Source organism: Methanobacterium sp. BRmetb2 (assembly GCA_003491285.1).
Taxonomy (GTDB): Archaea; Methanobacteriota; Methanobacteria; order Methanobacteriales; family Methanobacteriaceae; genus UBA117.
In genome coordinates this window covers 137,964-152,423 of record CP022705.1, presented here as the reverse complement: position 1 = coordinate 152,423, position 14,460 = coordinate 137,964, and the positions used below count along the sequence as shown (strand labels likewise).

Sequence of the window (14,460 nt, the reverse complement as noted above, 5' to 3'; positions counted from 1 at the left end):
ATTAACCCCTCCCCCTAAATTTAGTTTCAGTTAACTCTAATTTTCCCTGACATTAGTTTGGGTAAAATTGAATCCCTAATTTGAGATAAATTATTATTTTGTAAAGTTAAATTCTCAATTTCTTTATCAATAGATCCAGTCAATGAATCAAATTTCTTGTTAATATTTATATTAGGAACTAAAACCAATAACTCATCCAAATCTTTCCTAGTTATTGCATTAAACACAGTTCCACTTCCTATGGAATCTTCTTTAGTAAAGATGTTTTTTAATTGATATAACAAGAATGATTGTAAACTATTTTTATGTTTAATTGCACAAATACCTCTTCCAATAATCATTTTCGTATTAGCAATATTTATTCTGCCCACTGGAGCTCTTACACTGAATAAAATATCTCCTTTTTCTGCGACTTTATTTTTAACAGTACAATACATCTTATCCTTTGGAAATCTTTCTCCAAAATTAGTTACACCCTGATAAAACGGAAGTCCTTCTCCATTTTCATTGTAAAATTCAGATTTTGGAGATTGACCCATCTTTATATCACAAATTTCTCCAAGTTTTTTAACTTCCCAACCATTTGGTATCTCACCCAACTTTGAATCAATCATTTCTCCTCCACTAGACTTGTAAGACTGCCCCTTCTCATCAGGAAACTCAAAATCTATAAACCATTGTATGAAAATAGCCTGACCCAACGCTTCCAAAGTCTGATTTATTTTTTGATTGAGTTCGAATTTTTTAGATATTTCATAATACAAATTTCCAATGAAAATTTGTTCTTCAACGGAGGGTAAAGGTATAATAAGGTTTGAAAAAACGGTTTTCTTTAAATGAGGTATTGTGGTCCCTACATTAAGATTTTGAACTTGGTATTTGAAATTTTCAGTTCTCATGTACGCAAATAGATATTTATAATATACCTTACTTTTATCTGCCCTAATAGCAATCATATCCTGAGCAATACAAAAATCAGCCGGATTTGGTACCAAACAGACTAAACCTGGCGTTCCTTTGTTTACAATTATTATATCATCTGGTTTTGGATGATCTCTAAACCAAGTTTCATGAGTTTCTTTAGAAACAAATCTCAACCTTTCATAAGTTGGATACAACCCCTGTTCTTTTATGCAATTAGTAGCTATCAATGGAATTCCTGATTCAGTAGTGGGTGCTGTTTTACCCCTATTATCAACATAATGAGTAACTATATCTGTTAAAGGAACAGTTTCCCAATTTTCAGGTATGCATCCTATATTTGTCTCTTTAAATTTCCCCTCAACCATATTCACACTCTTTTTTTACTTGTAAACTTTTTGATTCACTAATTTTTTTTGTTAAGATATGCCTCATTTTATGCCTCAAAAATTCAACTTATGCCTCATGAAAATACGCCTCAATTTATGCCTCAATTTTTGAGTTTATGACTCATCTATATTCGTAGCTTTATATTTAGTTCCCTTCCCCTTTCCAGTTGAATAGATTTGTCCTTTATTCGTAAGATCTTTTAAATCTCGAGAAGCAGTTTGACGAGAAACTCCAAATGTTTCTTGATAAATACTGTTAGTGAAAATTTGATTATCTAACATCATTTCTAAGGCCTTTATTTGCCTTTCATTTAACTTTGATCTCTTTAGATCAGCAACTATCCTGCTTTCAGGAATATCAGGAGCTAAATCCAGTATTTTATTGCCCGGACCATGAAGCCTAACTACAAAAAATTCTCCTTCAATCCTAAATTCAGGTTCAGGGAGTCCGTGTTCCTTCATGGATTTACGCATCTTTTTAATACCTGTCCCAAACGTTTCCATATCTTTTGTTAATTTAAATATTTCACATATGGCATCATTTCGAGTTTCGTGCTGGTTTTCAAGGTCATCTATTGACAATCCAGAAACAAGAACTCCAGGACTACTTATCTCTACCCTATCATCATATATGGAGAACATTATCTTTGCACCGACACGATTATAATCTCTATGAGCAATTGCATTGATTAACGCTTCTCTAATAGTCAAATATGGATATTCAGGAATGTTAACCCTTTTATAGTCTACTATTTTATTAGCAGTTCGGGTGTTTCTCTTGAAAAAACTTTCCACTTCACCAATCATTTTATAAATAGGGCCTTTTATTTCCTTACTGTCAATTATATCTGTTCGTGTCACTCCCTTAAATCTAACAATCTTTATTACATTTTGTGGAATATAATCCGACGCATTTTCACTGAAAAATAGGATTCCTGTATTAGTTGGATGTAGTTCTCCTTTATATGTCTTTAAAACTTTTAACAAATTTATAAGAATATCTTGAATTGGAGCATCTGGAACGTCAACATCCATATTCGTAGCTCTTTTTTGAAGAAAATCTTTAACTTCGTTTTCATCAATGGCACTATAATCTGCCACCAAGCATATCCTTTTATCAAAAACTTCAAAATTGATTACTCCCTCATTTTCAAGAAAAGATTGTAAGCTATTAATTATTTCTTCTTCAAGATCCGTTATAGAATCAAAACGCCTGTAAATAGATTTAGATCTGGTTTTTTCAATAAAATCATCGATTTCAGGGTCTCGAGAAATACTTTTATCACCTTTAACAAAAAGTAATATTTCACCATCAGATACATACTCTATAAAGGTATTATATTCTTTTTCAGTGGCTGAAATACCATCTTCATATTTATTACCATAATTAGTTCCCAAAATACCAATATAAATATCACTATTTTTAACTTCATCTAGATAAGTTGAAACCGGGTCACAACCTAATGAAGGCAAGTCTTCAAATAAAAAAGGCTCAAAAAAGTCTTTAATTACGGGAATATTTACAATAGCCTCTTTCACAGCCATTCTCTCTTTTTTAAGCTCATTCTGATTGCCACTGACAAATATCTTAAATTTCATAACCAATCATCTTTAAATAATCACTTATTTCTTTTTCTAATTTATCAGATTCCTTAAATTGTTGCGCCAGTTCAGAGGTCAATCTTTTCATCTTTTCCTCAAATTCTTCAAGATCCTCTTCTTCCTCAGCAAAACCCACATAACGACCAGGGGTGAGTATGTAATCATGTTTTTTTACTTCGTTTAACGTGGTAGACTTGCAAAATCCGCGAACATCTTTGTATTCTCCACCTTCACCTCGCCAACTATAATATGTTTGTGCGATCTGTTGTATATCTTCATCGCTTAGTTCCCGGTGTGTGCGATCTGCCATGTAACCCATTTTACGAGCATCAATAAAAAGTATCTCATCTTCACGATTCCTGAAACGAACATTCTTTTTATCCCTTGAAATAAACCATAAACAAGCCGGTATACCTGTATTATAAAATAGTTGTGATGGTAGGGCCACCATACAATCTACCAAGTCATTTTCCACTATTTTTTGTCTTATTTTTCCCTCAATTCCACCAGCAGACATGGATCCGTTGGATAATACGAATCCTGCTATTCCATTGGGTGTTAGGTGGTGGATAAAGTGTTGTACCCATGCAAAGTTGGCGTTTCTTTTGGGTGGTATGCCATATTTCCATCTTACGTCGTCTTCCAGTAGTTCGGCTTTCCAGTCTTTGTCATTGAAAGGTGGATTAGCAAGGATGTAATCCGATTTTAGGTCCTTATGTTTGTCTTCGGTGAAGCTGTCTCCCCATTGGATGTCAGAGTCTATGCCTCGTATGGCTAAGTTGATTTTGCATAATCTCCATGTGGTTTGGTTGGATTCTTGGCCGTATATGGCGATGTCTCCTATTTTACCTTCATGTGCTTCTACAAACTTTTCACTCTGTACGAACATTCCTCCAGATCCACAGCAGGGGTCATATATTCTGCCATGATAAGGTTCGATCATTTCTACTAGGACTTTGACTATGCTTCGTGGTGTGTAGAATTGGCCTCCTTTTTTTCCTTCGGCACTGGCAAATTGTCCTAGGAAGTATTCATAGACTCTTCCTAGTATATCTTTTGATCTGCTTTCTTTGTTTCCGAGGCCTATGGTCCCTATGAGGTCGATTATGCCGCCTAGGCTTTTTTTGTCTAGTGCTTCTCGTGCATAGTCTTTGGGTAGTACGCCTTTTAGTTGGGGGTTGTCTTTTTCTATGGCGTCCATGGCATCGTCGATGAGTTTTCCTATGTCTGGTTGTTTGGCATGATCTTGTAGGTAGTTCCATCGTGCTTTTGTTGGTACCCAAAATATGTTTAACGCTGTGTATTCGTCTTTGTCTTCTGAGTCTGCATATTTATCTGTTTCTAATTTTTTGTGAACTTCTAAGAAAGCATCGGAGATGTATTTTAGGAATATCAGCCCTAGCACTATGTGTTTGTATTCTGCTGCGTCCATGTTGTTTCTTAGTTTGTCTGCTGATTGCCATAATTTCTGTTCAAAACCCAAATTTGCCCCATTGCTCTTAGCCATGTTCATTCACCAAAAATTGTAACTTATCTATAAAAATTGTTTTCCATGCTAAATCTTAAATTTTACTATTTGATCATTTACAAAATTAAGCTAAAAGTCAAATTTTTAATTTATAATGTTAGCAGAAGATTGTGATAATTTTTTTTAACATTCAGGTCAAAGAATGAATATCATTAATTTATTTTTCTATTTTATTCTAGAATATTCAATTTAGAAAAACCAAACGAATATTTGGAGTCTAATAAGCTTAATAATAGATAAGAAGAATCCGATAAATTTTTGGTTTTTATTATATATTTCAAGCAAGAGTTGTGAATATTTGTTATAACATTTCCTTTAAACACTTCTTGACCTGAATATCACTTAAATTATAGTAATCCTTTAAGAACTGCCAGTAATTACCCTTTTTTTGACAGCTGTAACATTGATATCCACATTTATGCACCATAAATGAGGGTTTTATGTCAGTGTGGTCTGGAAAGGGGCATTGGTACATCACATAATTCTTTTCAGGATATTCTCTAACAGGATTTCCCAAGATTGATCTGAAAAATATTCTATGGTCATTTAAATTTCTTTGATTATTAAAATTGCCTGAAAGGGCCACATTTTTTGGTTTAGTAGTTTTTTTGACATTTGCATTGAATGATTCGACTAGATCTATTTTTTGTAAGTGTTTATGAAAATTGGTTGAATGATCTTCTATTTCAAATGGTTCTACATAAGGATTTAGAGATTTTCGCATTATTTCTAAGTAATCATCATCAATTGTAAAAGAAACTACGGCTAATTGGGTTATTTGATGCTTGCTGTAGGGAATGCGTGATAAACGGGCCGTTGAATCGCGATTTACAGATAAATCAAGAGTTTCATAATTGTAGGTATTTTTAATATGTTCTGCAAACCATGAGAGGGCCAAGTCTATATTTTTAAAGCTTGATGCTTTGAAGAAAGTATATGCGTGGCAGCCTTTGCATCCGCTGAAAAAAAGTGCAGGTTCTTTTCCGAAAGTTTCCTTAAATTTTAATGCGAAATCTTTGGCTTCATCAATAGCAGGTTTAGCTACTTTCTTTTTAATGATTAGCTTTTGGAGAATTTCTGTTAGATCTTCCTGTTTTTCCTTCTGGTAGTTCAATCCATGACTTCTTAGTGATATAAGTTCATTTTTTATTTCTTTTATTTGGGGGTTGGTAACGTCAAAATCAAAGAAGGCACGATCAAATACAATCTTTGATTTGTTTCTCTCTCTTAGATTTCCCTTGCTTCCATAATCATAGGTGTGGATTAAACAGGGGTGGTGGCTGCTGTTGCGGTGTACATGTAGATATAATGTTTTAGGATTTTCAACGGTGAATTGTATCCTAAATTTTTTTAGATTGAAGTCTGGTGGGCGTCTGAAGTGTCGGTAAAAAGAATGTCCGTAAAAGGCTTTATAAAATGATTGAAGCCCTTTCATTTTGTAAAACCCCTTAGATTATTATGAGTGTTTTTTCTTTGATATTTTTGGGAATACATCTGTTTTTTGATGATTTTATCGATTTTTTTTAGATCTTCATAAATTTTATCTGTATATCCCAGTTCATGGTCAGCTAGTTCCTGGATGTAGCTCTGGTATATCAGGTTTTCAATGAACATTTCTACTTGTTTTTTGGCAACATTCCCCATATTTTTGCTTAATACATTAATAATTCCTTTTTTTTTTATTTTTTTATTTGGGCCACTGTTTTCTTCGAATGCTCTTATTATATGCAGTAGTAGGAACTTTCTTAGTTGTGGGGGGTATTTTTTTCCAGTTGATATATATTTTTGGTTTTTTAGGGGTGATTGGTTCTTTTTTTCGGCTGAAAAGTGAGAGTTTGGTTTGTTGGATTATTCTATCCACCCCCTACTCTCCATATTTTGAATTGTTGAGAGAATATCAGTTTTAGGGTATTTATCTTTTAGATGTTCAACTATTGAGTTGATGGTGTGTTTGATGAATCCAGCTAACTCTGTTAGGATATCTTTTTCTATTACCATTAGATTATCATAATTTATTTCTGCTTCTAACGACTGTTTTATTAATTTGTCCTGTTTATTATTTCTATTTTTATCTGTCAGAATTTCTGGATTCTTATCATCTGTAAATTTGGTTTTTAGTTTGTTCTTCTTGTAAATTCTAAATTCCTTTGAGTGTATATGTGTTGGTGTGTACGCCACCTTGTTGGGTAACGTGGGGTTGTAGTTTGGTAGGTATATTACTTCTCCTACTTGGTGGGAAGAATTTGGAATTTGTATTTTTATGAATTCTTCTTCCTTTTTTTTAATATTTATCCAATCTATATTTCCTATAGCTAATAGCAGATTTTTATATTGGTTGGTACCTGTTTTTATGTACACTTTGGCTTTTCCTTTTATTCCTTCGTCATGTTTTGTTGCTGGATCATGGTAGATGTAGCCATTTTCTTCGAAAAAGTTGAGTATTTGCCAGGCATATTTTGAAGATTTCTTTAGTTTTCTTTGAAGAGATTTAGTAGTCACATAGCCATTAATATCAATCAGTTCATATATGATAGGCAATGCTTCTATCAGCCTTTTATCAAAGCCTGTGAGCGTTGCTTCTAGTATAGGGCCGCCTAATAATATTGAATGGGCCAAGTCGATCCATGATGCAACTAATACTTTTTTTTCATTTATTTCATCTCTGCAGCGTTGATATTGGAATAGTAGGGCACTTTCTTTTATCAGTTGCATTAGTTTTTTGGAGTCTCTGCGAGTTCTTGGATTGGATATGGGGAATATTTCTAATAATTCTTCTTCATATGGTATTAATACTATATATGGCTCTAATAGTTGGTATGATTCTTTTAGAAGTTCATATTTGTAATTAAAATTTAGTTCTCCTTTGATTTCTTGGAGTTTTTTCTCTGTGGATTTAAAATTTTCTTCTAATATTCTCTGTGTTTGCTCTTCACTATCATCTACAGGTATGATAAAGTTCCTGGAGGCAAATTCAGGATCTAATTCTATGGCGGTTGTGGTTGTTACTAATGTTTTTACAGGTATGGTGGTCTGTTGAACTTCAAATAGTCCTGTTTTAGGGTTTTTTATTGTTGTTTCGGCAATAAATCCTCCATCATCTGCAGACATGAGTCTTGTTTCTTTATTTTTAAATTCTTCTTCCAAAGTTTCTTGAATATACAAAATGTCTATTTGGGCCAAGTCATCAGCATATTTTAGAGCAGTTTCTGAAAGACTTCCTACTTTCTTGGTCCTATGTAACCCTGTTACGACATTTGCTGTATTTGTTTTACCGATTGATGATTCTCCTTTTAGAGTATTAATTGTTGATAATCCTAAACGGGCCCCTACACAATTAAAATTTAATACGTGTTTAGATTCCACTTCACCTATTATAAAACCTTCATCAGGGGAACGTTCATATAGGGCCTTATCAATAAAACTAAGTAAATCTTCCCTTTTAAGGAATGATATTAACTCATTTTTTCTTTTTTTTGAAATTTCTTCTGAATCATCATCTATTGCAGGAACTGTTAATTCTTCATCTATTTCATTGTAGATAGGTGAAATAATATCCTTATTTTCTCCAATGTATATACCTGCTTCTTCTAAAAATAACTTTATTTCTTCTTTTTCGATTCCACATCTACTGTGTAAATAGTTTGCTAGATCTCGATCTCTTTTCTTGTTTTCTACATCTAATCCATTCCTGTTTGAGATTTTTCGGTGAAATTTAATCGATTTTGATCCATCCATTTCAATCCATTGTATTAAATAGCTTCCTTTTTTTGTTTCTTCACTGATCCAATATTCATAGCTATCTTGACTTTTGAAATAAATGCTGAAACCTTCTGGGAGTAGTATTACGGGTTTTTCTCTGAAATATGGTATTTGATTATCTATTTTTACAGGAATTGTAGTCATTGGATTGCTTTCATCCGATAAGTTTTTATTCTCAGAAGGCAAATTGTTATTTAAGGGGTCTCCGCTAACATCCCCCTTGACTCTTTCTTTTGTCATTTAATCCTCCTTTAATCGAATCTATCAGCCAGATTTACACCAGAAAGTTCCAAATATTCCCTTATCAATTCTAACGGAACTGGTGGATTTTCGTTGTCTTTATAATTCAGATAAATGGCCAATAACTTATCTTCCAACGTTTTTGACATTTATTCACCTTTTAATTCTTTTTTTATAGCAGTTCTAACGAATTGACTTAGATTCTTAGATTCACCGTTTCTTATCATCTCTTCAATCTGCATTAGATCTTCAAGATCTAATGATACACTTTTTGCAACCATCACCAGAAGCACCTCCTTTTAGCATATATTATTAATTAATAGTATTATAATATTACTAATCTTAAATATTTTGTGAAATATATTTGTTCATACAAACTGCCCTAATTAAAAAAAACAATATGTCTATTGAATAGTTGCATTTATTCTATTGATAAAATAAATTTACTAAGGGGTGTGAAAACATGGCAAACTTAATATTTGACGAAATGGATTTCATAAAAGAAGCTGAAATACTAAAAATTGATTATAAAAAATATGTTAGGCTAAAAATATCGCAAATAGAAAATTTAAAACAAATAGAGAATTTCATAAAACTTAAAACTGTTAAATCTTCATCTATCCAAATGGCTAAAATAGTTGGTGACAGAGTTGAAGATACACCAGAACCTGAAGATACATACTACTATTTTGATGAGGGTAACTATGCAGTGGTTTTAATTGAATCATATTCAAATTTGAAACCAAAGAATCCTGATGAAAAATTAGAAAAATTTATGATATTACCACATGAAGTGTTAGAATCTAAAAAGTAGTTTAAAAAAGATATCAACCATAAATTTATAAAATTACATATTCAACTTCTTTATATTTTGGTATAACGCAATTCTTAATCTTAGGCTTAAATTCAAAAATTACATTTAAACCTTATTTTTTTATAATAGACCTTATGAACGGTTTTTGATTTTTATTTTATTCAGAATCTAAATGAACAAATATCCCTAATTCCTATCAAAAATTGAATAATTTTAAAAATTGTTCATTTTTCCAAATCATAACCACTTAATTTTCTTTAAAAATTAACTGCCAAAATTATCTAGAAACAAAAAATCATCATCAAATTCAATATTAATATTACTATTATTAAAATAAGTAATACATTTATATACAATTTTTAATAAATATTTAATTGGGATTTCAATACTGACAATAGTCTTCGGTTATTGATTTCTCACATAAAAAAAACTCAGAATGTGTATTATGGTGGTTTATATGGAAAAAAATCCAAATAAAGAAATAAGTTTTGAAGAATCCATCCATTCATGGAAAAAATTGATATATTGGGCTAAAACTGGAGTAATTATCGTTGATGAAACTAAAGAGGAATAAATTTCTGATAATCTTGGAGAAATAGAAGATGATTCGAAAAACAAATAACGACGATTTTGTATATGTCAAAATATCTAAGGTTTTAATTGATGAACTAAAATCACATTGCTGCAAAAATGGTTATCAAACTTTACAGAACTGCTTAGAGGATCTTATAATTACTAAGATAACTATTGATAACGATGAGTAAATTAATAATTTTTTTTCAAAATTTTTAATTATTTATTTATTATTTAGTTTTTGCAATTCTCTTAATAAAAGCTCGTTTTGTCTTATTATAAGTTTATTTTGATCTATAATGGCCTTAAATCCTGCTCCTATCATTTGTTCAGTTGAATTGAAGCTTAATAAAGTTCCCATACTCATCCATTTTGTACCTGTTTCTTGGTATGCTAAATTAGCCATATCTTCAAATATTCTATTTCTGATTTCTTCATCTGTTAGATTATCATGAAACAATACTAGCTTTTTATTTTTCATGATATTTCTCTTAATATCGAGTATTCTGTCATATTCTTTAGATTTTAATTTTTTTAATTCTTCTCCGCAATCAGGACAATTATCTTTATATTTGTATGTATCGGTGTTAGAGCAATACAAATCTTCACAAATATATTTTTCACCTCTTCCTGCTTTACTTTCTTCTTTTTCTAAGATTTCTAATGCTTTTTCTTCCCCAACTTCTTCAATAAGATCGTTTTTTCTTTTAAACTTATCTTTTTCTATCGAAAGTCCTCCAGAATCTGAAAAACCAAATTTTTCATATTTAGTACCACACTCAGGACAGTATTCACCTTGTTTTCCACTTCTTTTATACGAACATTCTACATTAGGACATTGCCAACTATCTAATAACCCCATTTTTTCACCTAAACCAATTATTTTTATAAATTAATTTACACTGTTTAAATATAATTTAACTTCTTTTTAATTATTATTTTCACAATTAGTTCAGATTTTATTCATGAAATACCTTCATATTAATTTTTAATAATTAAACTCCAATCCCCTAATTCATCCAAACAATAAATCTTTGAAAACTTATATAATAATTCATTCTAATATTATCTTGAAAATAATTAAATCGATCCATATACTTAAGTAACGATACTATAACGAATATGTAAAATAAATCTAATTTTTGTACTTTCATAGCAGATCACTATATTAAAATATTAATTATATTTTTGTCAAAGTTGTTCTATTTGTTTTTGTATAAACATGTACGCTCAGATCCCATTTATTTTGATTTCCCCCTATGATTAATAGAATTGGTTCAGGACATTGCAATAGCCCATCCTTTGCAAAATTTTTCATCTGATTATCATCTACCTGACTCGGTTGAGAAGATGAATTCGGGTGGAAATGCCATTCACCAAGATAATACTGTCCTAAATTCCATTTATTATCCAGTAATTTCATTAATCCATTTATTCCTCTTCTGAAAGTATGTCTATCTTGTTTAGAATCTTTTGGGGGGCCAGTAATACTCCTAATATTAGCAATACTCTGATTCTCTGAATAATTACCGATTAAAATCCCACCAGTTTCTTTAGTTCTTGCATTAATACATTCATTCTTGATTCTATTTAGAATTTTATTATTAATTTCCACCAAAAATTTATCATCAACACTTTTAAAAGTAATCTTGCTCATTATACCTTCTCTACTTTTTTATAGCCAATAAAAATCCCATCACTATCTGAATATTGTTCATAAATACAAATTAGTGATGTAATATGTTTATTTTTAATGAAATCTTCGATAATTTTAATTGCAGTACTACTAGCTAGTAGTATATCGTCGTATCTCGCAGGAAATACAGAACTCCAACAACCAGTCCCTTCTCGTGGTAATTTGTAACTTGAAAACTCTTTTCTCTCCTTTTCTTGCCAAAAAAGAGTTTTTTTACAAAAATCATCAGTTTTAAATTTGTTTCCTATTTGTAGATACATATATAATCTTTTTGCAGCAAATCCAATGAAAATTGATATAAATATTTTATTATTTTGAAATTTGAACTTTTCAAGATCCTCTAGCACTATATCTTCACCAGTACAATCAATAATCATGTCAAAATTTTCTATATTCTTAGAAAAAGCTACAGAAAACTCAAAATTGTTATCAATAACTTCAACTGTAGTATTTGGGTTAATTTGATTTAAATAAAGTGAAATTTCATTAGATTTAGTTTTCCCGATTTGTGTTAATCCCAGTGAATGTCTTGATAAATTTCCAATTTTTAATGTATCTGCATCGATTATAGACAGATTAGAAATTCCAGATCTAACTAATAATTCAGCAATAGAACTCCCTATTGTACCTGCTCCAATTATTAATATGTTCATTGAAGTTAAATCTTCACTTAATTGCCCTCGATTATGAATTTCTTGTTTATTCCAATTTTGAGATTTCAACCATTCTATTTTTTTTTTGGATGTTAATATTGTTCTGTCCAAATTCCATAGGGCTTTTTCATGAGCCCTAACTCCTTTTGCATTATGTTTAGGTTTCGATTTTTTTATTTTTTTCCTAGCAGTATGATCATAGGGATTTAATTCTTTTAAATTACTAGGCGATAGGATTGGCAGTTTAAGTGCTTGCCAATGGATAATTGTGTTTTCGCCACCTATTGTTGTGGGGATGGGAAAACCCAAAAGAAGAAGATGATGCTTTCCATCTCTTATATTATGTGCTAGCCATTTAACAATACTTCGTAAGTCGATATTCTGTTTTCTACATGCATCGAAAAGCTCACCAAAAAGATTAGGAGCTTGCCATCGATTGATTACAGGAGTTTTCTTAAGCATAACCCACAATGCGACATTTGGTTTTTCAAACTCCTGAGATAAATATTTTCCCCATCTGACTTTTCTAATTGTTTTATTATTCTCATTTTTAAACTTTTTAATAAAATAGACGGGAGGTTTAGACTTATATAAATCTAATTCAGCAATTCCAAATGTATTTTTGATTTTTTTCCAATCATTGAACGATTTTTCATCTTCAGAAAATGCAAAGTATGTTAAGGATTCATTAAATTGTGGCAATTCAAAATAATAATCATCTTTTGTCAATTCATTTTTATTAGCAGCATTAATCCAATCGATTGCTCTTTTAACATTCCATAATAAACGATCTTCTGCTGTTAATGGTTCTGAATCAAAATCATGTTTACCTAAACATTTCAATGGGGATTCTAGACATAATGAGCCTTTTCGCCATAAATTGTTTTCTTCCAATCCATTATTTGACTGATGCTCAAAAGTAAGATTAAAATTATTTTTTGCAGGGTATATTTTTACAATTCCTTTAGGGTAACTTTTTTCAGCTATAACATACCATGTTGACTTTGTTGGGATATTACCTGAAATATCTGAAGTAATTTCTATTTCAATATACCAAATAGTTAAATTAAAATCCCATTTCCAATCATCCAGTATTTTTACCCCATTTACACCGTCTAATTCTCTTCTTCCGATTTTTAAATTATCAGTTAAATCATTGTAATTCATTATGCAAATTTTCCTCCAGGAATATTTGATGTTTTTTTGGTTCTTTTCGAATATCCGCCTCTTTTAATATCTGTATTAATTTTATATGGTGGGAATTTCTTTCCAAACAGGTTTCTCCATTTTTTGATGCTTTCCTTTTTGTCATCAGAATCTAATGCCTCCCTTGCAAGCTCTGCTGCTTCAGTTACTTGAGAATAAAACTCTTCATACTCTTCATCAGTTATTCTGCTGAAAACATCATGTTCTGGAACACCATGATCAGGAAGTTCAGGTTTATTTTCATGATCAAATTTAATTGTTTCTAATGTCGATGTTATTCCTTCAGCAACAGATTTTATACCATTTGGACAGCAATATCCAATAAAATGTTCTAAAGGATAGCTTTTGGGGTGGTCTGCATCAGGAAATTTCTCTTGTCGCCACCATTTTAATGCCTTAACAATATTGACATAATGTCCATTTGTTTTATCATTTTTTTCAAATGTCCATAGAATCTGTTCTAGTGGATGAGTTGGTTGCCATTCGTTTGCATTCCGATCTGGAATGTATAAAGGTTCAGTTTTCCATTCGGGTGTATTTTTGCTTTTTTCAACAAAATTAATGATTTTTTCTGCAGATTCATACCTTCCTTTTGATCTATATGTTTTGTCCGTTTGTTTAATATCTTCAATAGTTAAATCAAACAATATCCCACTTTTTTGAATTATGTTTTCATCAATCTCAGACGGAGCGGCTGTTACAACTAGATCTAGGTCAACGATATCTAAATTTATTCCCAAAGAACGGCCTTGTATTCTGTAGTTATTTTCATAATTTTCTTCAAGGAACGGTTCAAACATATGAAGTGCTTCTGCAGGTGTGTATTTATTTTTATCTAAGCGGGTGACAACAACGACATCAACATCAGGGTTATTGTCATTTTTTGGTTTAATGATTGTGCTGCGCCTATAACTGCCCTGTAAAAATGTATGCACGATAATATCTGATAGTTCATCATCTTCTTTTAATAGTCCACGCAATTTTTCATGTTCATTTTTTAGATCGGTCACTTGATCGTCAGTTAATCTAATTTCATGTAAAAAATCTTTAAAATAAGTATTTAATTTCATAAAAATCTC

At 31.1% G+C, this 14,460-nt stretch carries 11 protein-coding genes; 1 reads left to right on the top strand and 10 read right to left on the bottom strand.

From position 1 onward, the window contains the following. Nucleotides 1-26: 26 nt before the first annotated feature. The 6 genes from CIT01_00700 to CIT01_00675 form a co-directional block, all read right to left on the bottom strand. Complete coding sequence (locus CIT01_00700) at nt 27-1,289, bottom strand: hypothetical protein (GenBank protein ID AXV36820.1); 1,263 nt, start codon at nt 1,287-1,289, stop codon at nt 27-29. Between the two features lie 135 nt (nt 1,290-1,424). Then, nucleotides 1,425-2,909, bottom strand: coding sequence for a hypothetical protein (locus tag CIT01_00695; protein ID AXV36819.1), 1,485 nt, complete (start codon nt 2,907-2,909; stop codon nt 1,425-1,427). Next, nucleotides 2,899-4,425 carry an N-6 DNA methylase gene (locus CIT01_00690; GenBank protein ID AXV36818.1) on the bottom strand — a complete coding sequence of 509 codons (1,527 nt, stop codon included), beginning with the start codon at nt 4,423-4,425 and terminating at the stop codon, nt 2,899-2,901. The genes CIT01_00695 and CIT01_00690 overlap by 11 nt, the downstream gene beginning before the upstream one ends. A gap of 316 nt (nt 4,426-4,741) precedes the next feature. Next, nucleotides 4,742-5,875 carry a hypothetical protein gene (locus CIT01_00685; protein AXV36817.1) on the bottom strand — a complete coding sequence of 378 codons (1,134 nt, stop codon included), beginning with the start codon at nt 5,873-5,875 and terminating at the stop codon, nt 4,742-4,744. Beyond that, complete coding sequence (locus CIT01_00680; GenBank protein ID AXV36816.1) at nt 5,872-6,084, bottom strand: hypothetical protein; 213 nt, start codon at nt 6,082-6,084, stop codon at nt 5,872-5,874. The genes CIT01_00685 and CIT01_00680 overlap by 4 nt, the downstream gene beginning before the upstream one ends. Before the next feature lie 204 nt (nt 6,085-6,288). Beyond that, the gene (locus tag CIT01_00675; protein AXV36815.1) at nt 6,289-8,439 is read right to left on the bottom strand and encodes a hypothetical protein; all 2,151 of its coding nucleotides are present in this window, start codon (nt 8,437-8,439) and stop codon (nt 6,289-6,291) included. 463 nt (nt 8,440-8,902) lie between these two features. On the opposite strand from CIT01_00675, the gene CIT01_00670 reads away from it, so the two are divergent. Continuing rightward, a complete protein-coding gene (locus tag CIT01_00670; GenBank protein ID AXV36814.1) occupies nt 8,903-9,253 on the top strand; it encodes a hypothetical protein in 351 nt (116 codons plus the stop codon). Between the two features lie 796 nt (nt 9,254-10,049). Here CIT01_00670 and CIT01_00665 read toward each other — a convergent pair. The 4 genes from CIT01_00665 to CIT01_00650 all read right to left on the bottom strand — a co-directional run bounded on the left by CIT01_00665 (nt 10,050) and on the right by CIT01_00650 (nt 14,451). Continuing rightward, nucleotides 10,050-10,688 carry a hypothetical protein gene (locus tag CIT01_00665; GenBank protein ID AXV36813.1) on the bottom strand — a complete coding sequence of 213 codons (639 nt, stop codon included), beginning with the start codon at nt 10,686-10,688 and terminating at the stop codon, nt 10,050-10,052. A 318-nt stretch (nt 10,689-11,006) separates the two neighbouring features. Continuing rightward, complete coding sequence (locus CIT01_00660) at nt 11,007-11,483, bottom strand: hypothetical protein (protein ID AXV36812.1); 477 nt, start codon at nt 11,481-11,483, stop codon at nt 11,007-11,009. Continuing rightward, nucleotides 11,483-13,342: a hypothetical protein gene (locus CIT01_00655; GenBank protein AXV36811.1), complete on the bottom strand. Its 1,860-nt coding sequence runs from the start codon at nt 13,340-13,342 to the stop codon at nt 11,483-11,485. Before CIT01_00655 ends, CIT01_00660 begins: the two co-directional genes overlap by 1 nt. Next, nucleotides 13,342-14,451, bottom strand: a complete 1,110-nt coding sequence (locus CIT01_00650; GenBank protein ID AXV36810.1) for a nucleotidyltransferase — start codon at nt 14,449-14,451, stop codon at nt 13,342-13,344. Before CIT01_00650 ends, CIT01_00655 begins: the two co-directional genes overlap by 1 nt. Between the last annotated feature and the right edge of the window lie 9 nt (nt 14,452-14,460).